Below are 25,387 nucleotides of genomic sequence, written 5' to 3'. Positions count from 1 at the left end.
AACGTATTTTTTTTTGTTAAGAGATTTTTAACAGAGTTGTTTAACCCAACCACCCCTCTCTATCTAAGCTCCGGTATTGAATGGCCTCTGCGATATGATGATTTGAAATGTTTTGAGCACCTTCTAGATCGGCAATAGTGCGGGTAACTTTTAGAATTCGATCGTATGCCCGTGCGGATAGTTTGAGTTTATCCATGGCGTTTTTAAGCAAGGATTTAGAATCATTATCTAACTCGCAGAATTTACTTATTTGCTTTGTACCCATTTGAGCATTGTAATGTATATGTTCAATTTCCTTAAATCTGATGGATTGTAATTCTCTAGCCTTTGATACACGAGTTCTAATTTGTTCACTAGGCTCGCCTATACGTTCTTCTGTTAATTTTTCAAATGGTACAGGTTGAACTTCAATATGAATATCAATTCTATCTAATAATGGTCCTGAAATTTTACTCATATACCGTTGCATATCATGATTAGAAACAAATGTTGCTTGTTCACTGTCAGCAAAATAGCCACTTGGTGAAGGATTCATGCTGGCAACAAGCATAAAACTACTTGGGTAAGTAATCGTAAATTTTGCTCTCGAAATAGTCACTTCTCTGTCTTCTAACGGTTGACGCATAACTTCGAGAACAGAGCGTTTAAATTCCGGTAATTCATCTAAAAATAGTACTCCGTTGTGTGAAAGTGAAATTTCACCTGGTTGAGGATAAGTTCCTCCACCAACCAAAGCGACATCAGAAATGGTGTGATGCGGACTCCGAAAAGGCCTTTGAGTCATTAAACCTCCATGATCTTTAATTCTGCCTACAACTGAATGTATTTTTGTGGTTTCTAAAGCTTCATTTAAAGTCATAGGAGGGAGGATAGTTGGCAATCTTTTGGCAAGCATTGTTTTACCACTCCCAGGAGGGCCAATTAAAATAATATTATGGCCTCCAGCTGCGGCTATTTCCATACAACGTTTTATCGACTCTTGTCCTTTTACATCAGAAAAATCAAGTTCAGAGTTTTGTATGGATTTGTAAAATTCTTGACGTGTATCAATTAAAAGAGGATCAAAGGTTTCAGTTTCTTCAAAAAACTGAATGACTTCAGTTATATTATCCATACCATAAACGTCGAGATTGTTTACTATTGCAGCTTCTTCTGCATTTTGTTTGGGTAGAATAAATCCTTTAAAACCCTCTTCTCTTGCTTTAATGGCAATGGGTAATGCCCCTTTGATAGGTAGCAAACTTCCATCTAAAGATAATTCACCCATAATTATATAATCAGAAACTTTATTCGATTTAATTTGTAGTGAAGCAGATAAAATACCAATGGCTAAAGTTAAATCGTAGGCACTACCTTCTTTCCTCAAATCGGCAGGTGCCATGTTGATTATTATTTTTTTTCCAGGTAATCGATATTCATTATTGGCGAGCGCTGCAGAAATACGATAAGAACTTTCTTTAACGGCATTATCTGGAAGCCCAACAAGATGATATCCTATTCCTTTATCAATATTAACTTCAACAGAAATAGTGGTGGCATCTACCCCAAAAACGGCAGAGCCATAAACTTTAGCTAGCATATTTTTTTGTTTTTATAAAAATACGAAAATATGCTAAGTAACTAATATTAAGTGGATTGACGAATTATAAGGTCCGTAGGAAGAATAAATCTTTCGGGTTTTGGTTTTTCATTATCGTTTTTCTGTTGAATTTCCTTTAGAAGCAGCTCAATAGATTTACGTCCCATTTCAAAACCAGGTTGATTTACTGTTGAAAGTGATGGTGTAACTACAGAGGACATAAACCAATTGCTAAATCCGAAAACAGCAACATCATCAGGAATTACAATACCATTGTCATTAAGATATTTTGAAACTCCAACGGCAATCACATCGGTAACAGCAAATACGGCATCTACACCTCCAATTGCATGATGTTTGATTAATTTTTCACCATTAGTATAGCCATCTTGATATTCCGATTTTGCATCGCACAAATAAGTTAAGTCTTCATCAAAAGGAATACGGTATTCTTTTAGAGCCTGTTTGTAACCTGCTAAACGTTGACTAAAGTTTTGAGCTACTAGAGAGCCACCAAAGTAAGCTATACGTTTATAACCCTTTCTAATCAGATAGCTCACTGCATCATATGCGGCCTTTTTATCGTCTATAATTACTTTGGAGCAATTGATGTTTTTAGAAACCTTATCATACATAACCAAAGGAATCCCTCTTTTTTGGATTCGCGCTATATGCTCAACATTTTTTGTTTGCACAGACAACGAGATAAGAATTCCATCAACTTGTTGTTGTATTAATAGATTTAGTTGTTTTTTCTCCATTTCATAATTGTCATTGCTTTGCAACAATAAAACCATGTAACCATTGGCTTCGGCTTCTTTAATAATACCATCAATAACATTTGAAAAGAAATGATGCACAATGGTTGGTACAATTACACCAATAGTTTTGGTATTCTGTGTTCTAAGATTTGAGGCAACTACATTTGGAGAAAAGTTGAGTTTTTCTGCAAGTTCAACCACAGCTTTTCTGGTTTTTTCACTTACATCAGGATATCCTTTAAGTGCTTTTGATACTGTGCTTACAGAAATGTTTAATTCGTAAGCAAGATCTTGTAAGGTAATTTGCCCCATAGTTAAATTAGAAATCTAAACTCCAGCCTTTTCGATATTCGCGTTTTACAAATCTATTGGCAGGATTGTAATTAGTTACTTTCATTTTGTCACTATCCCATAGCAGTCTTTTTCTTCCATCAAAGTTTTTATCTGTTTTGGTCATATAACTTCGAATGGCTAAATTACCAATTAAAATGGATTCTGTTAATGGACCAGCATAATCAAATGATGAGGTTAAGTCTTTGTATTCTTTTGAACCAAACCCTGCTTTACAAGCCTCTGTCCAAGCAACTTGGTGTCCGTTTTCAGGAAGAGTATTTTTGTATTTTTTTTTATTTAAAGTTAAAATTTCACCAGAGTTTAAATAAACTTTGGCATCTCTAGCGTAGGTTCCGCAGGTCATAATACCTTTTTCTCCAATCATTAATACACCATTTGAGCTATCGTTATCTCCTAAAGGATGATCTGCAGGAATTAATTCAGGATGAAATGGTCTTAATCCACCATCTGTCCATGTCATACTAACTTCAACGGGATTTATATCAGTAGCTTCAAATTTTAATTGTGTTCTAGAAGAAGGAGGACAAGAGTCTGGTAAATAATCAGGTGTCCAATCTTGAGAGAACATTGCACCAACACTACTTTCTACTTCCTTAGGATATTTTAATCCTAGTACTCTAAATGGTGGGTCTATTAGATGACAGCCCATATCACCTAATGCACCTGTGCCAAAATTCCACCAACCTCTCCATTTAAATGGATGGTACAAAGGATGATAGTCCACCATTTCCGCAGGACCAACCCATACATCCCAAGCCAAGCCATCTATCATTTTTGATTTATCTGTTGGAGTTTTAATTCCTTGAGGCCAAACAGGTCTATTGGTCCAAACCTCTACATCTTTTACGTTTCCAATAACTCCTGCCTTAAACCAATCAATCATTTGTCGTACATCTGCACTAGATGCTCCCTGGTTTCCCATTTGACTTACAGATTTATATTTGTTGGCTGCTTCGGTAAGCACTCTTGCTTCATGAATATTATGAGTTAGTGGTTTTTGAACATACACATGTTTACCTTCTTGCATTGCTGCTAAGGTTATTACAGCATGCGTATGATCTGGAGTTGAAACAGTAACTGCATCAAATTCATTGCTAATTTCCATTAGTTTACGGTAGTCTCTAAATTTCTTAGCATTAGGAAATTTATTCATTAGTTTTTTAGACATATTGTAGTCTACATCACAAATAGCAACAATATTATTGGCACCATTGTTCCAAGCTCTTATAGCATCGGAATGGCCTTTACCACCGCCACCAATTACGGCGATATTAAGTTTGTCACTTGGAGCTAAGAAACCACGTCCTAAAACATGACGAGGGATGATTGATATTCCCGCAGCCGTTACAGCAGATTTTTTTATGAATGAACGACGACTTTGCGAGTTTGATTGCATTAGTTTTAGTTAGTTTGAGATATTAATAAGTTAATTATTTGCTGCTCACTCTAATTGCTTAAGCATTAATGGGAGTGAAGATACACTTTTTTGATGAAAAAGATTTTGAACAAGGATATAAGGCGTTTTTATTTTATTAGTTCATATGATGCCAACTTCTATCATGAAAATGGATGTTAAATGTTCTCATGAGGAGGTAAATTATTGGTCTATATCCCATTTTTTGTATTATTTTGAATTATTCTTAATTGAAAGAAATGTAAAATTTAGGTTAATTAGTCATAACTAATTGATTTTGGATTCGAGAATGAAAAGCATATTTGATAGGTGTTTGAGCTGTGTCTACTAGTTGTAAAATACTTCTCAAAAATTAATAAAAAATCAAAATATCACGTTTTTTTTGAATAAAGTATAAAATTCAATCTTTTAAATTTTATATTAAATAAAAAAGCGAAAACGTTTTCGTAATGATGGCAAGGTATTTATGGATTTTATGTGTTAGATTGCGTATTCGAAATTAACTAAAATTTAACTTGAGTAGACTAATTTGCTTTACTTACCAAATATCATTCTTATTAAAAAAAAGGTTCTTTATTCTAGAAGCTAAATTTATTTGTGCCGTTTGTCGATAAATTTGATGCTTCTGTCGGAGACCTTGTGCTGTTTTTATTTGTGAATTTTACTTTGGCTGTAAGAAATCTATATAAAGTTTGCTTTTGATGAAGTTAAATTTTGATAACTAAAAATTAATTTAAATTAACTAAGTATGAAAAACAATTTACTTAAAAAAATGTTTTTTGTTGCATTTATGCTCACTGGCAGTGTCATATTTGCTCAGACAGTTTCTGGTACAGTATCGGATAGTAGTGGTCCGTTACCTGGTGCCAATGTAGTTGTGAAAGGGACTACAAATGGTGTTACTACCGATTTTGACGGTAAGTACACTTTAGACAATGTTCCGTCTGATGCTGTTCTTGTATTCAGCTTTATTGGGTATGCCGCTCAAGAAGTTGCTGTTGCAGGTCAGTCTACGGTGGATGTAACATTAGAAGAAGACTCATCTGAATTAGATGAGGTGGTAGTATTTGGGTATACTGCTCAAACTAGGGGAGATGTAACAGGTTCTGTTGCATCAGTTGATTTGGACGAAGCTCTAAAGGCTCCAGTTGCAAATGCTGGAGAAGCACTACAAGGTCGTGTAACGGGTGTGACTGTTACAAATTCTGGTGCCCCTGGAGCTGCTCCTAAGATTGTAATTCGTGGTTTAGGTACAACAAACAATACCGATCCATTATACATAATTGATGGAGTGCAAACTACGGATGCTAATGTTTTAAATAGTATTAATCCGGCTGATATAGAGCAGATGAACGTCTTAAAAGATGGTGCTGCTGCTATTTATGGTTCGAGAGGTGCTAATGGAGTTGTGATTGTTACAACCAAAAGTGGTGGGTATAATCTTGCAGGTACAAGTTTAACAGTTGATATGTATGCTGGTATGTCTAGAGCTGCAAATTTACCAGACAATTTAAATGCGCAACAGCATGGCGATATGATTTGGCAAAGCTTACTAAATGATGGTGCAACTTTAACACATCCTCAATATGGAAATGGTGCTTCACCAGTTGTTCCTGCCACGTTAAATGGTCTTCCTGTTCCTGTAACAGTAAATCCAAATGGAACTAATTGGATTGATGAAGTGACACGCGCTGCACCAACTCAAAATATTTCTCTTTCAATGGAAAGTGGAAGTGAAAACGGTAAATACTTGATGTCTGTTAACTATTTTAATAGAGAGGGTATTATTAAACATACAGGTTTTGAGAGAGTTACGACAAAATTGAATTCTGAATTTAAAATTAAGGATATCATAAGAATTGGGGAGCACTTAAATGTTGCTTACTCAAATGGAAATTCTGGCGATGCAAATGCGATAGAAGTAGCGAACAGATCAAGCCCATTATTGCCAGTAAGAGATGATAATGGAGATTTTGCTGGTCCGTATAGTAACTCTACTGGTTTGTCAAACGCTTATAATCCATATGCAAGTTTGTATAGAGGAAGAGATAACTTTAGTAAATCTATGAGAGTATTTGGTGATGTTTATTTAGAAGCCGATTTGGGAGAAGACTTTACATTTAGAACTAGTTATGGTGTTAGTTTAAATAATGTTGATTACAGAAATTTCAATGCTTTAGATCCAGAGTCTGCAGAGCCTAGATCAACTAATACTTTAACGGAAGGTGATCAAAGCAGTTTTGAATGGACATGGACGAATACTTTAGTTTGGCAAAAATCTTTTGGAGACCATAATATTAATGCTGTAATAGGTCTTGAAGCAGTTGAAGACGGAGGAAGAGGTAAAGAAGTTTCTAGAAATGGTTACTTATTTGAGAATCCTGATTTTTATAATTTATCTACAGGTTCTTCTCCTGCAAATATTAATTTTGCATACGAGTATAACAATACTTTATTTTCTTATTTCTTTAATGCTAATTACGACTACGCAGGCAAATATTTTGCTAGTGTAACTGTTCGTAACGATAAGTCTTCTAGATTTAGAGGTAGTAACAAATCGCAAGTATTCCCTTCATTTAGCGCAGGATGGTTAATAAGCGGGGAGGATTTTTGGAATGATGATGCTTTTGTGAATAGATTAAAATTAAAAGCTTCTTATGGTAAAATTGGTAACCAGGTTGTTCCAGGAAGTAACCCTACATTAAATATTTTTAATTTAAATGAGCAATTTGGTAATTATGCCATAAATGGTTCGTCTATTGCTACAGGTGCTGTTTTAGGATCTTTTGGTAATGAAGATTTAAAATGGGAAACATCAAATACAACTAATATTGGTATAGAGGCAGATTTTCTTGATAATAAGTTATCTGCTGGATTAGAGTGGTATCAGATTGTTACTTCAGACTTGATTGCTCAAGATTTTAGTCTTGTTAGTGCAACTGCAATTGATGCTGCCCCACCATACGTTAATTTAGGAGAAATGAAAAATACAGGTATTGATTTTAACTTAGGATACAACAATACATGGGACAACGGTTTAAGCTTAAACGCTTCTGCAAATATTTCTCATTACAAGAATGAAGTAGTTGATTTAGTAAGTGCATTTCAGCTAGGTAATGGAGGATTTAGAGGTGGAGCTGTAACAAGAACTGAGGTTGGAGAATCAATTTCTCAATTCTATGGAAGGGTTGTAACAGGAATTGACAATTCTGGACGTTTTACCTATAAAGATGTGAATGGAGACGGAACTATAAATGATGAAGATAGAACTTACATTGGTTCGCCTCATCCTGATTTTGTTTATGGTCTTAATTTTACTTTGAATTACAAAGGATTTGATATGGCATTATTCTTTAATGGTTCTCAAGGAAATGATATTTACAATTACCAAAAGATTTATACAGATTTTCCAACATTCTTTAATGGAAACAGAAGTACTAGAGTTTTAGATTCTTGGACTCCAAACAATACTGATGCATCTTTACCAGCTTTAAGTGCATCAATTAGAAATAATGAAACAGATCCTAATTCTCATTTCGTAGAAGATGGTTCTTATTTTAGACTGAAAAATTTACAAATCGGTTATACTTTCCCAAATGAAATAGCTGAAAAATTAAGTATGCAATCTTTAAGAATTTATGCTACAGGAACTAATTTATTCACTATTACAGGTTATGATGGTATTGACCCAGAAATTGTATCTTATGACAACCTTACATTGGGTGTAGATAATCAAATATATCCAGTGTCTCAGATTTATACATTTGGTATTAATTTAAAATTTTAAGAAATAATGAAAAATAAAATATTTTATATCGCTTTTGCGCTTTTAGGAATTGTTTCTTGTAGTGAAGAATTTTCAGAAACTCCTGCATACGGGGCTTTAAGTGCAGATGCATTACAAAATGAACAAGGTATTAATTTAATGTTGATTGGTGCTTATTCGTTGTTAGATGGTAATAGTAATACCGGAGGATCAGATTACGCTAGAGCTGCCGATGGTTGGTGGTTAGATGTTATGTCTGATGACGCCCACAAAGGGAGTACCAATGGTGACCAGCCAGATTTATATGATTTTGAAATAATGAACTGGACTACAACTAATGGTTATTTAGACGCTAAATGGAAAGGTTTATACGCAGGAGTAAATAGAGCAAATGCAGTTATAGACCTTATCTCAAGAGTGCAAGAAGGAGACTTTACCCAACAGCTGGCTGAAGCGCGCTTTTTAAGAGGTCACTTTAACTTTGAATTGGTAAAAGTTTTTCATAATGTAGCTTACATTTCTGAACAAAATTTTGCAGATGTTGAATTTAACCAGCCTAATACTGGTCCTATTTGGGATGAAATTGAAGCGGATTTCGATTTTGCTGTTAGAAACTTACCTGATACGCAATCAGATGTTGGAAGACCAACTAACTGGGCTGCTACTGCTTTTTTAGGTAAAGTTCATTTATTTCAAGGTGAGTATACAGAAGCTTTAGGTTACTTAACTACTGTAATAAACCTAGGACCGTATCAATTATTGACTGAATATGCAGATAACTTTAGATTGGCTGGTGATAATAGTTCTGAATCTGTTTTTGCAATTCAGTTTACAGCGGATGGAGGGTTATCTTATAACGGTAATATTGGAGGAACTCTTAATTATCCAGGTCCAATTAACTGCTGTGGTTTTTACCAGCCAACGCAGGATTTAGTTAATGCATATCAAACTGATGGTTCTGGTTTGCCTTTACTAGACGATTATGCAAATAATACTGTTCCAGACGTGGCAAATGATTACGGAATTACATCTGCTCAACCTTTTGTGCCTCATGCAGGTCCGCTTGATCCAAGATTGGATTATACAGTTGGAAGAAGAGGTATTGAATATAATGGTTACGGAGTTCATCCAGGAAAGGATTGGGTGCGATCGAATTTTTCTGATTTGTCAGGTCCTTACACTCCGAAAAAGAATGTTTATCAAGCTGATGAATCTGCGAACATGGGTGCTGGAGCATGGGGTGAACAAAGATCTGGTATCAATTATCATTTCATGCGTTATTCTGATGTTCTTTTAATGGCGGCTGAGGCTGCAGTTGAAACGAATGATATTCCAAATGCTTTAACTTGGGTAAATATGGTAAGAGATAGAGCGAGATTAATGACATATGTTTCAAATGATGGTGGTGCTACTCCAGCTGCTAATTATCAAATAGAAGCTTATCCATCTTTTCCAGATCAAGAATATGCTAGACGTGCAGTAAGAATGGAGCGTCGTTTAGAATTTGGAATGGAAGGTCATAGACTATTTGATATTAGAAGGTGGAATGTGGCTGGAACGACAATGTCAAACTATTTCGTAAATGAAGGTCGAACAGTTACTTCTTTTGCGGGATTGCCTGCTGCATATGAAAATAAGCATGATTTAGCTCCAATTCCTGTTGGTGCCATCGATTTAAGTGGTGGAATTTTAAACCAAAATCCTGGTTACTAGGAAATAAATAAAATTTAATTTATTCGGAACACTAAGCTTTAGTGTTCCGTTTTTTTTTAAATTGTTTTCGATAATATAAAAGAGTAAGTGAGGATATGAGAAACGTTTTTTTTGTAGTTGTATTGGTCTTAATTGTTAGTTCTTGTGTATCGAATAGTAAAGAACAAGTGAAAGAAAATTTCAAAAAATTACACCCAGATTTTACCGGAATTCATTTTAATAACGCTTTAACTGAGAATGATTCACTAAATTATATGAGTTATGCTTATATGTATATGGGTGGTGGTATTGCTGTGGGAGATATTAATAATGATGGCCTTAAAGATTTATTTTTTACAGGAAATATGGTGTCAAATAAGTTATACTTAAACAAAGGAAACTTGCAATTTGAAGATATTTCTGATCAGGCAGGAGTAGCTGGCGATAATAGATGGTTTACCGGAGTAACAATGGCAGATATTAATGATGATGGTTTTATGGATATATATTGCTCTGTGAGTGGAAAATTTGAGCCGCATACTAATTTACTTTACATAAATAATGGTGATAGCACTTTTACAGAAATGGGTAAAGAATATGGTTTGGATGAATCTGGAGAATCTGTGCACTCAACTTTTTTTGATTATGATTTAGATGGTGATTTAGACGTTTATATTGGAAACTATCCGAAAACCCATTTCAGTGTTCCAAACAGTCATTATTTGTATAAAATGAATAATATATCAGATCTAGAAACAGATAAATTATTTAGAAATGATGGTAATAATACATTTACTAACGTAACAGACGAAGCTGGTGTCAGATCTTTTGGATTAACACTTAGCACTACCGTTGGAGACTTGAATAACGATGGCTGGCCAGATCTTTATGTTTCAAATGATTTCAGTACACCAGATTATATGTATATAAATAATCAAGATGGTACTTTTACAGAATCTGTTAAACAGTCTACAAAGCATATCGCTTTTTATGGAATGGGAGTTGATATTGCCGATTTTAATAATGATTCTTTTCTTGATATTTTACAAGTTGATATGATGGCTCAAAACAATCGCCGACAAAAAGCTAATATGGCAAGTATGAACCCAAAGTTATTTTGGGGTACTGTTAATTCAGGGTTTCATTATCAATATATGCAAAATAATTTGCAATTAAATAATGGTGTTTTAACCGATGGAATACCAAATTTTAGTGATATATCAAGAATAACAGGAATGTCTTCAACAGATTGGAGCTGGGGTCCTTTAATTGTTGACTTGGATAACGATGGGTTAAAAGATGTTTTTATTTCTAATGGAACTAGACGCGAAGTAAATAACAGAGATTATTTTAATCAACTAAAAGTTGAAAAATTTGGTCAAGATGAATTTTTAGAAAAATCATTAGCAATTCCATCTGAAAAGATAGACAATTTTGTATACAGGAATAATGGGAATCTTGACTTTGATCAAGTTAATAAGGAGTGGGGTATAGAATACGAAGGATTTTCTAATGGAGTGGTTTATGCTGATTTGGATAACGATGGAGACCTAGAAATTGTACTAAATAATATTGATGATAAAGCAGTTATTTTTGAAAACTTAAGTGCCGAAAATAATAATTATTTAACCGTAGACTTTGATGGTATAAAAGGAAATAGAAATGGCTTAGGTAATAGAGTGACGATTACTACAGGTAGTGAAGTTCAGATGCAAGAATTAACTCTGAGTAGGGGTTTTCAGTCATCCGTAGCACCAGAATTGGTTTTTGGATTGGGTAAAAAGGAACTTATTGATGAATTGAAAGTGAGGTGGACAGATGGAAAAACCCAAACTTTAAAAGATGTGAATTCAAATCAGAAAATTACACTTAAATATACTGAAGCTGTTGAAGAAGAACTTGTTAGCGAAGAAGAGAATACAAAATTGTTTGTAAATCAAAAAGATGTATTTCCTCAACATTTACATGTAGAAAATCAGTATGATGATTTTGAAGACCAAGTATTATTGCCGCATAAAATGTCTCAATTCGGTCCGGCTTTGGCTATTGGTGATTTAAATGGTGATGGATTGGAAGATTATTTTATAGGAGCGGCATCCAATTATACAGGTAAGGTATACTTGCAGACAAAAAGCGGTTTTAAAATTAATGAAGTTTTGGATTTTGAAAAAACTTTAATGAGCGAAGATGTACATGCAACAATTTTTGATGCAGATCAAGATGGGGATAATGATTTATATGTTGTAAGTGGAGGTTATGAGTTTGATCCAGATTCTAAATGGTTACAAGATAGGCTGTATATTAATGACGGCAAAGGTAATTTGACTTTAGAATTGGGTGCTTTACCAAAAATGATAACAAGTGGTTCAAAAGTATATGCTGAAGATTTGAATAATGATAACAAATTAGATTTGGTTATTTTAGGAAGACAGATTCCTAAAAATTATCCGTCTCCAGCCGATTCCTATATTTTATATAATATGAGTGAGAATGGTAAACCTAAATTCAAAAATGTTACTGAAGAAGTAATCGGTGGATTTAAAAATTTGGGTATGGCTACTTCAGCTGAAATTGTAGATTTTAATAAGGATGGTGATAAAGATATAATAGTTGTAGGGGAATGGATGCCAATTAGAATTTTTGACAATGAGAATGGTATATTCAATGAAGTTTCTGAGAAAGTTGGCTTATCTAATGATACCACAGGCTGGTGGTGGAGTGTAAAGTCAGCGGATTTTGATAATGATGGAGATATTGATTTTATGGTTGGAAATAATGGCTTAAATTATAAATATAAAGCATCCGAAGATGAAACATTCGACATTTATATTAATGATTTTGATAAGAATAGTAAAAATGATATTGTTTTGAGTTATTATAACGATGGTGTTCAATATCCTGTTAGGGGTAGAGAATGTTCTTCACAACAGATTCCAGCAATCAAAACGAAATTTAAAAATTATGAAAGTTTCTCAGAGGCGACTTTGATTGATGTTTACACTGAAAAAGATCTAGAGAGCTCTGTGCATTATCAAGTTAAATCCTTTGCTAGTATTTATCTAGAGAATAATAATGGGGAATTTGAACTTCATTATTTGCCAAGAATAGCACAGTTGTCTAGTGTAAATCAAATATTAATTAACGATTACAATAAAGATGGGAATCTAGACGCATTGGTTGCAGGTAATCTTCATATGTCAGAGGTTGAAACTACAAGAAATGATGCTTCCTATGGAGCTTTGTTATTAGGTGATGGGCAAGGTAATTTCGAAGGTATTTCGGCTGCAGAAAGCGGTTTCTTTACTCCTGGAGATGTTAAAGATATGGAGACAATTCAAGTTCAAGATATTACTTATATCATCACGGTTAAAAACAATGATTTTGTACAATATACCAAATACAATGAACCAGAATAATGATATAAAAATTATGATATGATAAAAATCCCAACTATTGTAAAATAGTTGGGATTTTATATTTGAATTAATCTAGTATTTTACATTGTTACAAAGACCAAGCATTTCCGTTTCCGGCCTCTTCTACAGGTATACATGCTTGATACACTCCTGGTATTGGATCGTAGTTTAAAATAGTTTCACCAACCAATTCAGATGTATAATAACCCCATAACGTGTATCTTCTAGTCTCCGTTAAGAATTTGTAGGTTAAATACATATCTAGTTTTTTGCCTTCTAAATTTGATTTATCTTCACTCAATAAGGCAAAAATTTCATCTTGTTGTTGCTGAGGTATATCAAAATAGGTTCCTAACAACTCAGCAAATTCTTCCTTAGTGCCATCACCAGCATCCTTCTTATATACTTCTTTAAATTTTGCTGCAAATGCACTTGCTCCTTCTTTATAAAGGTTTTTAGTATGGTCTTCAACTATTTCGTTAAAAAGTTTATCCATAAACTCAGGTACATTAACATCTAAAGCTCCTGCTATATCTGATTTTGGTAGAATAATATCTGTTAAATGTGTAATCATGTGACCTTCAGTTTTAGAAAAATAAACAGGTTGCCAAGTGGCAACATCTGAGGTGCAAGATTGTAAAACGCTCAACATTGTGGGTGTGGCTGCCGCAACACCTAAGCTTAAACTAATGTTTTTTAGTGCCTTTCTTCTATCCATAATTATGCGTTTTTAAAACTGTTGTTTTTTAATTGTTTAATTGCGTGCTCAGCTGCTCTAGCAGTAAGCGCCATATAAGTTAATGAAGGGTTCTGGCAAGCAGCAGAGGTCATACAAGCCCCGTCTGTAACATATACATTTTTACAAGTATGCACCTGATTGTATTTGTTTAATACCGAAGTTTTAGGGTCTCTACCCATTCTAGCAGTTCCCATTTCATGAATCCCCAAACCTGGGTAACTCATACCGTCCCAACCGTGTACATCTTCAAATCCTGCAGCCTCTAACATAGCAACTGCTTCATTTTTCATGTCTTCACGCATTTTAAATTCGTTTTCTTTCCACTCGCAATCAAAATTAACGGTAGGCAGTCCCCATTGATCAAGATTATCATAATCTAGTGTCATTTTGTTTTCGTGGTAAGGTAAGCACTCGCCAAAAGCAGTCATACCTATAGACCAGTCTCCTGGTTTTAAAAGTTCTTTCTTTAAATCATCACCATAAGAAAGTTCTGCAACAGTTCTGTTCCATCCAGATCTACTTGCTCCTCCTTGGTAACCAAAACCTCTTACATAATCTTTGTCAGTTTTTCCACCAAGGTTCACAAATCTAGGAATGTAGAAACCTGCAGGTTTACGCCCTTTGTAATATTTATCATTAAATTCTTTAGAAACTTTCGCAGATGCACCAACTTTAAAATGGTGGTCCATTAGATTGTGACCTAATTCTCCACTATCATTTCCTAAACCATTAGGGAACCTGTCAGATTTAGATTGCATTAAAATAGCTGTTGAATTAACCGCAGAAGCACAGCAGAAAATTACTTTTGCCTTATACTCGGTTTTTTCTTTAGTAACAGCATCAATTACGCGAACTCCAGTTGCAATTTTTTTACTATCGTCATAAATTATTTCATGAACAATAGAATTAGGGCGCAACACCATATTTCCAGTTCTTTCTGCAGCTGGTAAAGTAGAAGAAACAGAACTAAAGTACCCTCCAAACGGACATCCTCTCATACATCTGTTTCTAAACTGACAATTGCTTCTACCTTCGTGAACCGCATCTCCAGTTTTATGAGCAGTTCTTGCATGCGCAATTATCCTTCCATCATCAAAAGAATCAGCCACTGCATCAGCAAAATGTTCTTCTACACAGTTAAATCCAAACGGAGGTGAATACTTACCATTAGGTAAAGGTTTGATATCCATATTCTGACCTTGTACACCAATATATTCTTCAACTTTATCGTACCATGGAGAAATGTCGTGATACCTAATTGGCCAATCTACTCCATTACCATCTAGTTTATTTTCTTCAAAGTCGCGAGCACTCCATCTATAGCAATGACGCCCCCAAGTAATTGAGCGCCCTCCAACATGATAACCTCTAATCCAGTCAAAACGTTTGGTCTCACTATACGGGTGGTCTATATCGTCAACAAAGAAATGCTCAGAAGAAGGATCTGTTACATAGCCGGTTCTATCTTGCTTATATTTTCGCTCCTTGACTTCTTTCGTTTTTTGCTGTCTATTGGGGAAATCCCATGGATCCATATTCATGGTTGGGTAATCCTCAATATGCTTAATCATTCGTCCACGTTCTAAAACCAACGTCTTTAATCCTCCTTCGCAAAGTTCTTTTGCTGCCCATCCTCCTGAAATTCCGGAGCCAATTACAATGGCATCGTAAATTTCATTGGTTTTTACAGTTGAATTTTCTGTCATCTTTAAAATAGTTATTTAAGTCCTGAAAAATAAGAAACCCAAGAAATGAAATTCTTTTTGAAAAATGTGTTAAATGTTTCTTATAACGGGCAAATTAATTATTTTGCATTGCTTTATTGTTCAAATTTTTTCAGTGAAAATAAATGTACAGAAAATACAACCCTATATTGCAGATGATATAGTGTATCATGCAGACACCTGTTTGCCTTTAATTGATGCAGTTGAAAGAAGGAAGTTAAAGTTTAAAGCTTTGGCTAGATATACCTATCCTGGAGATCGTTTGACAAGCGATACTCGAGGTATTAGTTCTATTGGATATTGGGATGCTGATGAACCTCAAGATTGGGGGTTAGATTGGCATCGAAATGAGGGGATTGAAATACATTTTTTAGAGTCTGGTTCAATGCCTTATGCTCAAGGAGATGAGCAAGTAAAGTTGTTGCCAAACCACATTACAATTACTAGGCCATGGGAGGCGCATAAAGTTGGAGCTCCTAATATAGGTATGGGTAAATTTTACTGGGTAATTATTGACTTAGGGGTACGTAGACCACATCAAAAATGGCAATGGCCAGATTGGATTATGTTAACTGAAGATGATTTATTTAGATTAACGCAATTATTAAGGCATGACGACAAATGGTTGTGGAAAAGTAATAAGAAGATTGCGGCTTGTTTTCAAGCGTTAGGTAAGGTTGTTGAAACAGATGTTAATGGAAGTAATGCTTCTAAAATACGATTGATAATAAACGAATTGTTGTTGGCGATTTTAGAATTATTAGATACTAATGAGGTTGTTTTAAATGAATCTCTTACGGATAGTTCTAGAAGTGTACAATTGTTTCTTAAAGAGCTGGAAAGTAAACTTTCTGAAGCGTGGACTATTGAGACGATGGCTGATTCTGCCGGTGTTGGTTTAACACGATTTACACATCATTGTAAGAAATTAACAAACTTAACGCCTATGCGTTATTTAACTATGCGAAGACTAGAGTTGTCTAAATCGGTTCTGCTCGAGAACCCCGAACTTACCGTAGCGCAAGTTGCATATACTTGTGGTTTTGCAACTGGGCAATATTTTTCGACTGTTTTTAAAAGACATGAAAAGTGCACGCCTCTAGAGTATAAAAAAAAAGAATCTATTGCCGTTTAGCAGCTGTTTAAGGTGTTCTTTTGGGTTTGTATAAATTCTTTCACTGAATAAAAACAAACAATATTCACGATTCTAAATACTATCTTCACTCACAAATTAACTATAAGAACTAAATTGTGTATGAAGCGTAGAGCTTTTATTACTAAATCGGCGCAATCTGGATTGGCACTCTCTGTGCTTGGTATGTATGCTTGTACCTCTAAAAAGAGTTCAGATGCTATTGAAATCATTAAGGAGTCAGCACCATTTTTTAAGTTGTCTTTGGCGCAGTGGTCTTTTCATAAAGCCATTAGAGATGCAAAAACATTGTCTGCTTTTGATTTTGCAAAAAAGGCAAAGTCAATGGGGTTTGAAGGAGTTGAGTATGTAAATCAATTATATCAGATTGATAAGAATAACAGGTTAGCTTCTATTCAAAAGTTGGCTAAAGAGTTAAAATTGAGAAGTGATGATGTTGGTATTGAAAATGTTATGATTATGATTGATCATGAGGGAGATTTATCAGTATCAGATAAGTCGATTCGAGATGCTACTATCGCACAACATACTTCATGGGTTGATGCAGCTGCTGAAATGGGGTGTAGTTCAATTAGGGTCAATTTGTTTGGAGACGAGGGAGAAAAAGATGAGCAGGCATGGCACGATGGGTCGGTAGATGGAATGGGAAGATTGGCAGAGTACGCTGCAAAAAGTAATATAAACGTAATTGTAGAAAACCATGGAGGTTTATCTTCTGATGCTGGGAAAGTTGCAAAAGTATTAGCTGAAATTAATATGAGTAACTGTGGATCGCTTCCAGATTTTGGAAATTTTTGTGTTAGAAATGATAACGGACAACGCTGGGGTGGAAACTGTATAGAGCAATATGATATTTATAAAGGAACCGAAGAATTGATGCCTTTTGCAAAAGGAGTAAGTGCAAAGGCACATGACTTCAATGAAGCTGGTTTTGAAACAACTATTGATTTTGTAAAAATGATGCAAATTGTAAAAGATTCAGGATTTAAAGGATTCGTAGGAGTAGAATATGAGGGCAATAGATTGTCTGAAGAAGAAGGTATTTTGACTACAAAAGAACTGTTACTTAAGGTGGTAAATCAGTTAACATAAAAATCAAATTAAAAAATAATAATTCAAAAAATGATTAAAAACGTATTATCTAAATCAGTATTACTGCTATTGGCTATTACAATGGTGGTAGCTTGTGAAAAGAAAGAAGAAAAGAAAGTTGAGGTTACTGTTAAAGAAGAGCAAACAGTTGAACCATTCTTTAAAATTTCTCTGGCACAATGGTCTTTAAACCGAGCTTTTAGAGGAGGTGAAGCAGATCCTATGGATTTTGCTAAGATTTCTAAAGAGCTTGGAATTGATGCAATTGAATATGTAAGCCAATTGTATAAACCGTATTTTTCTGAAGGAAATAAAAAGGAAAAGATTGCTGAATTGGCACTAAAACTAAAAGCTGAGAGTGATAAGCACGGTGTAACCAATGTACTAATAATGGTGGATAGAGAAGGGGATTTAGCTTCGCCTAAAAAGTCAAAAAGAGATGAGGCAATAGAAAATCACAAGATGTGGATTGATGCAGCAGCTGTTTTAGGTTGTACTTCTGTTAGAGTAAATCTAGCACCAACTAGAAATGTTGATCCGGCTGAGTGGCATGCAAATTCTGTTGATGGTTTGGGTAGATTAGCTGCATATGGAGCTTCTAAAAATATTAATGTAATTGTAGAAAATCATGGAGGTATTTCTTCAGATGCAGGAAAATTGGCTACGGTTATGGCTGAAATTAATATGCCAAATTGCGGTACGTTACCAGACTTCGGAAACTTTTGTATAGATGGTCACCCTAGAGATAATTGTAAAGTAGATTACAATAGATATAAAGGAACAGAAGAGTTAATGCCTTATGCAAAAGGTGTGAGTGCAAAGTCTTATGATTTTGATGAAGCTGGTAACGAAACTAAAATGGATTACAGAAAATTATTGCAAATTGTTAAAGATGCTGGATATACTGGATACATTGGTGTTGAGTACGAAGGTCAGCGTTTAGGAGAAAAAGAAGGAGTTTTAGCAACGAAAGAATTATTACAAACTATCGCCGCAGAAATGGCTAAATAAAAATAATTAGAATGGAAAATATAAACAAGAATAGACTTTTCCTAGCAGCATGTATTTCACTTGTTGTAACCGCTATGACCTTTGCTATTAGAGCAGGTATTTTATCGCAATTAGGTGTAGATTTTGGATTAAGTGATAGGGAATTAGGTTTTGTAAACAGTATGGCCTTTTTTGGATTTCCAATTGCAACAATATTTGGCGGTTTGGTTTACAACTCATTAGGACCTAAAAAGTTGATGTTGATTGCTTTTATTTCGCATTTAGTTGGGTTGGTTATGACCATTTATGCTGGTGGTTTCTGGACACTTTTAATTTCAACTTTCTTTATTGGCTTTGCCAATGGTTCTGTTGAAGCCGCTTGTAATCCAATGATTACTGATATGTATACAACTAACAGGACTACTATGTTAAATAAGTTTCATGTTTGGTTTCCAGGAGGTATCGTAATCGGAGCGTTAGTTTCTAAATTCATGACGGATGCCGCTATGAGTTGGCAAATGCAAATTGGCGTTATGATTATTCCAACAATTCTTTATGGAATATTATTTTTCAGGCAAAAATTTCCAACAAGCGAGAACATCGTTTCGAACACTCAAGAAAATGCCAAAGCACTTTTATCACCATTATTTATTTTCATGGTGTTGTGTATGACATTAACTGCTACAACGGAGTTAGGAACACAGCAATGGGTGGAAAAAATTCTAGGGAATTCGGGAGCACATCCAATGTTAATCTTAGCTATGATAACTGGATTAATGGCTGTTGGACGTTTCTTTGCAGGTCCGGTAATTCATACCCTAAGTCCTCCTAAAGTATTATGGGTTTCATCCATCATATCTGTATTAGCTATTTATCTTATGAGTATTTCTACCGGTAACATGGTGTATTTTTCAGCAGTTTTATTTGCAGTTGGAGTTATGTATTTCTGGCCTACAATGATTGGATTTATTGCAGAATATGTACCGAAAACAGGAGCATTAGGAATGTCTATTATAGGTGGAGCAGGAATGTTTGCAACAGGTATTTGGCAACCAGTTATTGGTTCATGGTTAGATGATGCTAGATCAGAGGCCTTGGCAAGTGGTGTTGCTGAAGAAGCCGCAGAACTAGTTGCAGGTCAAGCAACTCTGGGTAAAATCGTCTATTTTCCAATAGTGTTGGTGGTGTGTTTTAGTGTGTTACTTGTTATGCGCAAAAAAGTAGAAGCGGGTAGAGTAGCCCAAGATCATTAATAAAATTTGAGAGATATAAAATGATTAATAAAATAAGATTAGGAATATTAGGAGGAGGAGGTGACTCTCTTATTGGAGTGTTACATCGTGTGGCTGCAGCCATGTTTGATCAATATGAAGTTGTTGGAGGTGTTTTTAATCCAGACTTCGAAGCAAATGTTGGGTTTGCAAAAGAAATTGGAATTGCAACAGATAGGATTTATGTTGATTTCGATACGATGGTAGAAGAAGAATCAAAGCTTCCAGAAGATCAACGTATGCAGGTGGTGTCTATATTAACACCAAACTTCTTACATTTTCCAATGGCAAAAAAGTTAATTGATTCCGGATTTAATGTAATTTGCGAAAAACCAATGACTACAACTTTTGAAGAAGCAAAGATTTTAGAAGCTGCTTTAGAAAAGTCAGGTACTGTTTTTGCCTTAACACATACGTATACAGGATATCCAATGGTACGTCAAATGCGTGAAATGATTAAAGCTGGTGCTATAGGTAAGATTCACAAAGTTGACGCTCAGTATTATCAGGGGTGGATCAATCCAATTATTCACGATGAAGAAAAACGTAAATCAACATGGCGATTAGATCCTGAAAAGGCAGGAATTAGTTGTTGCGTCGGAGATATTGGAGTGCATGCTTTTAATCTTGTAGAGTTTACTACAGGTTTAACAGTAGATACCATTTTAGCTGATTTCAATTACTTATATGGCGATAATAAAATGGATATAGATGCTTCTATTTTAATTAGAATGTCTGAGCATGTAAAAGGTATAATTCGTTCAAGTCAAGTAGCAACAGGAGAAGAAAACGGAATTACCATAGCTATTTATGGCGATAAAGGTGGATTGCGTTGGGAACAAGAAAATCCAAATTATTTATATGTACTAAGTGATGATAAGCCGTTGCAGGTATTTAAACCAGGACATGCTTATAACAGTGAATTGTCTTTAGACGGCACAAAGTTACCTCCTGGACATCCAGAAGGAATTTTTGATGCTATGGGTAATATTTACAAAGGTACTGCCAGAGCAATTAGAGGAGAGACCTATAATTCTGGGGAATTTCCAACCATGCGGGATGGAGTTAGAGGTATGAGTTTTATTGAAAAAACTGTTGAGTCTAATGCCAAAGGAAATGTTTGGGTAAAAGTAGAAGATTAAACAAGTCAACCAATGAAAACAATTAAAGGACCTGCGGTATTTTTAGCGCAGTTTGTAGATAGTGAAGCACCATTTAATACTTTAGAAGGTATGTGTAAATGGGCTGCAGATTTAGGATATAAAGGAATACAGATTCCAACTTGGGAAAATTTCTTAATAGATATTGATAAAGCAGCAGAAAGTAAAACCTACTGCGATGAGTTAAAAGGAACAATAAATTCGTGCGGATTAGAAATTACAGAATTGTCAACCCATTTGCAGGGGCAGTTGGTTGCTGTAAATCCAGCCTATGATGTAATGTTCGACAACTTTGCTCCAGTCGCAGTAAAGAATAATCCTAAAGCTCGAACAGAGTGGGCAATAGATGTTGTTAAAAAGGCAGCTACTGCTAGTAAAAATTTAGGTATTAAAGCACATGCCACATTTTCAGGAGCTTTACTCTGGCATACTGTTTACCCTTGGCCTCAAAGACCAGCAGGTCTTGTTGAAATGGGTTTCGAAGAATTGGCCAAAAGATGGTTGCCTATTTTAAATCATTTTGATGAGCAAGGTGTAGATGTGTGTTATGAGATTCATCCTGGAGAAGATTTACACGATGGAGTTTCTTTTGAACGCTTTTTAAAGGCTACAGGAGATCATAAGCGAGTTAATATGTTATACGACCCTAGTCATTATGTATTACAAGGCTTAGATTACATTTCATTTATTGATCATTATTATGAGTTTATTAAAGCGTTCCATGTAAAAGATGCCGAATTTAATCCTACAGGTAGACAAGGTGTGTATGGAGGGTACTCAGATTGGATTGATCGTGCTGGTAGATTTAGATCATTGGGTGATGGTCAAGTAGATTTTAAAACTATTTTCTCAAAGTTAACCCAATATAATTGTGATGTTTGGGCTGTAATGGAATGGGAATGCTGTATGAAATCGCCTGAGCAAGGAGCACGAGAAGGTGCTGGATTTATTCAAAAACACATTATTGAAGCAACAGAGAAAACTTTTGATGATTTTGCTGGTGCAGAAATTGATAAAGAAACTTTGAAAAAAATATTAGGATTGTAAATGCAGATACTTGAACCCACTGAAAAATTTGATGTCATAATCGTCGGTTCGGGAGCCGGCGGTGGTATGGCGACTAAAGTATTATCTGAAGCCGGATTAAATATTGCTGTTATTGAGGCTGGTCCTTATTTTGACCCTGCAAATCCTGAACATCAAACCCAATTGAAATGGCCTTATGAGTCACCAAGAAGAGGGGCTGGAACTACCCGTGCCTTTGGTGATTTTGATGCGGCTTATGGAGGTTGGGAAATAGATGGAGAACCCTACACACGTAAAGGAGGAACTAGTTTCGATTGGTTTCGATCTCGAATGTTAGGAGGTAGAACCAATCACTGGGGGCGTATCTCTCTGCGTTTTGGGCCATTGGATTTTAAGCGAAAAAGTATGGATGGGTTAGGAGAGGATTGGCCTATTTCATACGAGGACGTAAAACCATATTACGATAAAGTTGATAAGTTGATAGGTGTCTTTGGTAGTAAAGAAAATTTACCTAACGAACCAGATGGGTTTTTCTTGCCTCCACCAAAACCTAGATTGCACGAACTGTATTATATTAAAGGAGCGCGTAAAGCGGGTATTCCCGTAATTCCTTCTAGATTATCAATTCTTACAAAAAAAATAAACAATGATAGAGGTGTTTGTTTTTATTGTGGGCAGTGTAATAGGTCTTGTAGTGTTTATGCCGATTTTTCTTCTGGTTCTTGCTTGGTATTTCCTGCTCAAAAGGCCGGAGGTCAAATTAGGCTTTATACAGATTCAATGGTGCGAGAAGTTACTACTGATGAAAGTGGAAAAGCTACGGGAGTAATTTTTATTAATAAACACGATAGAAAAGAATACAAGTTAGCAGCAAAGGTAGTTGTGCTAGCAGCTTCCGCATGTAGTTCTGCGAGAATTTTATTGAATTCTAAGAGTAAGGTTCATAAAGACGGACTTGGTAATAGTAGTGGACTCATTGGTAAATATTTACATGATTCTACTGGAACAGATCGTATGGCTTTTGTGCCTGAATTAATGAATCGTAAGATTTACAATGAAGATGGTGTTGGCGGTATGCATGTTTATACACCATGGTGGGGTAATAATAAGAAACTTGATTTTCCAAGAGGATATCACATAGAAGTATGGGGAGGTATGGGAATGCCTTCTTATGGTTTTGGATTTAGTCCGAATTGGTTGAATGAATATGTTGGAGGAGAAATAGGTGGATATGGCGATTCTCTTAGAGACGATGTTAAAAGATTTTATGGGTCTTTGATTGGGGTCTCAGGAAGAGGAGAGAGTGTTCCTATGGAGTCTAATTATTGTGAGATTGATCCTGACAAGGTAGATGAATGGGGTATTCCTGTATTGAGATTCCACTACAATTGGACGGATTATGAGCGCAAACAAGCCAAACACATGCACGATACATTTGAAGAAGTTTTAGAAGGTATGGGTGGTGTGCTCATTGGAGATAAGCCTACAGCTGAAAGCGATCATGGATTGCTTGCGCCAGGGCGTATAATTCATGAAGTGGGAACCACGCGTATGGGTAACAATCCAAAGACTTCAGTTACCAATAAATTTCAAAGATTACATGATGTGGAGAATGTGTATGTAGTTGATGGAGGTCCATTTGTGTCTCAAGCAGATAAGAATCCAACATGGACTATTTTAGCGCTGTCTTGGAGGGCATGTGACCATATTATAGAAGAATTAAAGAAACAAAATATTTAAAGTTTGTTATGGATAGAAGAGATACGATAAAATCATTATTCCTTGGTTCTGTAGCTGCAGGATTGGCTTTAAATAGTTGTTCTGATACTAGTACTTTTTCTGAAACTTCCAAGGGGTTGGAACTACCAGTTTACGGTAGAACCGAACCGGAGAAAAAACGGGATAGTAAATTAGTTTCAGAAACTTTTTTTACGGAACACGAGTTGTTAACCATTGCCACTTTGAGTGATATTATATTGCCTAAGAACAGTTCTTTTGGTTCTGCAACAGATGCAGGTGTTCCAGAATTTATAGAGTTTATTGTTAAAGATATGCCGTACCATCAAACACCCATTAGAGGAGGTGTTATGTGGTTAGATGCATTCAGCAATAGAATTAATGGAAAAGCATTTATTGACTGTACAGAAAGTGAACAACTTTCAATTTGTGATCAAATAGCATTTCCTAATAAAGTGGCACCAGAATTACAACAAGGGGCTTCCTTTTTTAGTACAGTTCGTAATTTAACTATGACTGGTTATTTTACATCGAAAATGGGAATTGAGGATTTAGGCTATAAAGGTAATTCGCCAACAGTTTGGGATGGTGTACCAGAAGAAGTGTTAAAAGAACATGGGTTATCATATGATAAAGAGTGGTTAGACAAGTGTGTTGATCAGTCTAAACGTGGAGATATTGCTCAATGGGATGAAAATGGAAATTTAATAAGCTAATCATATTTGTAAAATGCGAAAAATAGTTTTTAGTGTAGTTGCAGCTTTAGCATTAATAGGCTGTGCAAAAGAAAAGAAACAAGAGGTAACAACTGAAGTTGAGGTTTTAGAAGTAAAACCTGTAGAAGATTGGATTACCTTGTTTGATGGTTCTAATTTTGATCAATGGAAAGGCTATTTGCATGATGGTATGCATCCAGAATGGTCTATTGATGGTAATGCTATGAAGTTTACTCCAGGTGAAAAAGGAGGTAAGAATATTATCACAAAAGAAAAATTCAAAAGTTTTGTTTTATCATTAGAATGGAAGATATCTGAAGCTGGAAATAGTGGTATTTTTTGGGGAGTTTTTGAAGATGAAAAATATCCAGAAGCTTATCAAACAGGACCTGAAATTCAGGTGTTAGATAACGAGCTTCATCCTGATGCGAAAGCAAATCCAAAGTTTCACCAAGCAGGTGCTTTGTATGATATGGTGCAGCCAGAACATGACGTATGCAATCCTGCAGGAGAATGGAATAAAGTTGTGCTGACTGTAGATCATACCAACAATAAAGGTAGCGTTGTGCTAAATGATACTGAGATTGTAAAATTTCCGGTGCATGGCGAAGGTTGGGATGCTCTTGTAGCGAATTCAAAATTTAAAGATTGGGAAGGTTTTGGGAAATACCCAGAAGGGCATATTGGTTTACAAGACCACTCAGATATTGTTTGGTATCGCGATATTAAAATAAAAAGGTTGGATTAAGGATGTATTTGAATTAATTAATCAAACTGAGAAAGCACCTTATGAATTG

Annotated in this window: 17 protein-coding genes; 12 read left to right on the top strand and 5 right to left on the bottom strand. The window is 35.2% G+C overall.

What is annotated here, in order from left to right; all coding sequences use genetic code 11:
* Positions 1-40 precede the first annotated feature (40 nt).
* From ACYQ5R_RS02800 to ACYQ5R_RS02790, 3 genes are read right to left on the bottom strand one after another with little or no spacing between them, the layout of a single operon-like run.
* Positions 41-1,579, bottom strand: coding sequence for a YifB family Mg chelatase-like AAA ATPase (locus ACYQ5R_RS02800; protein WP_460189386.1), 1,539 nt, complete (start codon positions 1,577-1,579; stop codon positions 41-43).
* A 47-nt stretch (positions 1,580-1,626) separates the two neighbouring features.
* Positions 1,627-2,652 carry a LacI family DNA-binding transcriptional regulator gene (locus tag ACYQ5R_RS02795; RefSeq protein ID WP_460189385.1) on the bottom strand — a complete coding sequence of 342 codons (1,026 nt, stop codon included), beginning with the start codon at positions 2,650-2,652 and terminating at the stop codon, positions 1,627-1,629.
* Positions 2,653-2,659: 7 nt separating this feature from the next.
* A complete protein-coding gene (locus ACYQ5R_RS02790; RefSeq protein WP_460189384.1) occupies positions 2,660-4,090 on the bottom strand; it encodes a Gfo/Idh/MocA family protein in 1,431 nt (476 codons plus the stop codon).
* Between the two features lie 766 nt (positions 4,091-4,856).
* Between ACYQ5R_RS02790 and ACYQ5R_RS02785 the strand changes: the two genes are divergently transcribed.
* The 3 genes from ACYQ5R_RS02785 (at position 4,857) to ACYQ5R_RS02775 (ending at position 12,982) form a co-directional block, all read left to right on the top strand.
* Positions 4,857-7,895, top strand: coding sequence for a SusC/RagA family TonB-linked outer membrane protein (locus ACYQ5R_RS02785; protein WP_460189383.1), 3,039 nt, complete (start codon positions 4,857-4,859; stop codon positions 7,893-7,895).
* Positions 7,896-7,901: 6 nt separating this feature from the next.
* A complete protein-coding gene (locus ACYQ5R_RS02780) occupies positions 7,902-9,587 on the top strand; it encodes a RagB/SusD family nutrient uptake outer membrane protein (RefSeq protein WP_460189382.1) in 1,686 nt (561 codons plus the stop codon).
* A gap of 95 nt (positions 9,588-9,682) precedes the next feature.
* Complete coding sequence (locus ACYQ5R_RS02775; RefSeq protein WP_460189381.1) at positions 9,683-12,982, top strand: FG-GAP-like repeat-containing protein; 3,300 nt, start codon at positions 9,683-9,685, stop codon at positions 12,980-12,982.
* Between the two features lie 88 nt (positions 12,983-13,070).
* Here ACYQ5R_RS02775 and ACYQ5R_RS02770 read toward each other — a convergent pair whose 3' ends face one another.
* Both ACYQ5R_RS02770 and ACYQ5R_RS02765 read right to left on the bottom strand, forming a co-directional pair.
* Complete coding sequence (locus tag ACYQ5R_RS02770; protein WP_460189380.1) at positions 13,071-13,700, bottom strand: gluconate 2-dehydrogenase subunit 3 family protein; 630 nt, start codon at positions 13,698-13,700, stop codon at positions 13,071-13,073.
* A gap of 2 nt (positions 13,701-13,702) precedes the next feature.
* Positions 13,703-15,427, bottom strand: a complete 1,725-nt coding sequence (locus ACYQ5R_RS02765) for a GMC oxidoreductase (RefSeq protein WP_460189379.1) — start codon at positions 15,425-15,427, stop codon at positions 13,703-13,705.
* A 133-nt stretch (positions 15,428-15,560) separates the two neighbouring features.
* Between ACYQ5R_RS02765 and ACYQ5R_RS02760 the strand changes: the two genes are divergently transcribed.
* The 9 genes from ACYQ5R_RS02760 (at position 15,561) to ACYQ5R_RS02720 (ending at position 25,338) form a co-directional block, all read left to right on the top strand.
* Entirely contained in the window at positions 15,561-16,580 is a 1,020-nt protein-coding gene (locus ACYQ5R_RS02760; protein WP_460189378.1) for a helix-turn-helix transcriptional regulator, read from the top strand.
* 120 nt (positions 16,581-16,700) lie between these two features.
* Positions 16,701-17,690 carry a sugar phosphate isomerase/epimerase family protein gene (locus ACYQ5R_RS02755; protein WP_460189377.1) on the top strand — a complete coding sequence of 330 codons (990 nt, stop codon included), beginning with the start codon at positions 16,701-16,703 and terminating at the stop codon, positions 17,688-17,690.
* 30 nt (positions 17,691-17,720) lie between these two features.
* Entirely contained in the window at positions 17,721-18,701 is a 981-nt protein-coding gene (locus ACYQ5R_RS02750) for a sugar phosphate isomerase/epimerase family protein (RefSeq protein ID WP_460189376.1), read from the top strand.
* An 11-nt stretch (positions 18,702-18,712) separates the two neighbouring features.
* A complete protein-coding gene (locus ACYQ5R_RS02745; protein ID WP_460189375.1) occupies positions 18,713-19,933 on the top strand; it encodes an MFS transporter in 1,221 nt (406 codons plus the stop codon).
* Positions 19,934-19,953: 20 nt separating this feature from the next.
* Positions 19,954-21,093: a Gfo/Idh/MocA family protein gene (locus ACYQ5R_RS02740; protein ID WP_460189374.1), complete on the top strand. Its 1,140-nt coding sequence runs from the start codon at positions 19,954-19,956 to the stop codon at positions 21,091-21,093.
* A 12-nt stretch (positions 21,094-21,105) separates the two neighbouring features.
* A complete protein-coding gene (locus ACYQ5R_RS02735) occupies positions 21,106-22,158 on the top strand; it encodes a sugar phosphate isomerase/epimerase family protein (RefSeq protein ID WP_460189373.1) in 1,053 nt (350 codons plus the stop codon).
* Positions 22,159-23,877: a GMC family oxidoreductase gene (locus ACYQ5R_RS02730; protein ID WP_460189372.1), complete on the top strand. Its 1,719-nt coding sequence runs from the start codon at positions 22,159-22,161 to the stop codon at positions 23,875-23,877. It begins immediately after the preceding gene.
* 8 nt (positions 23,878-23,885) lie between these two features.
* Positions 23,886-24,590 (top strand): gluconate 2-dehydrogenase subunit 3 family protein, encoded by a 705-nt coding sequence (locus ACYQ5R_RS02725; protein WP_460189371.1) that lies wholly within the window; start codon positions 23,886-23,888, stop codon positions 24,588-24,590.
* 13 nt (positions 24,591-24,603) lie between these two features.
* Positions 24,604-25,338: a 3-keto-disaccharide hydrolase gene (locus ACYQ5R_RS02720; protein WP_460189370.1), complete on the top strand. Its 735-nt coding sequence runs from the start codon at positions 24,604-24,606 to the stop codon at positions 25,336-25,338.
* Positions 25,339-25,387: the final 49 nt, after the last annotated feature.

The sequence above is a fragment of the Urechidicola sp. KH5 genome (assembly GCF_054661455.1).
The sequence above is the reverse complement of the archived record's forward strand: the minus strand, read 5'-3'. Positions and strand labels throughout refer to the sequence as shown.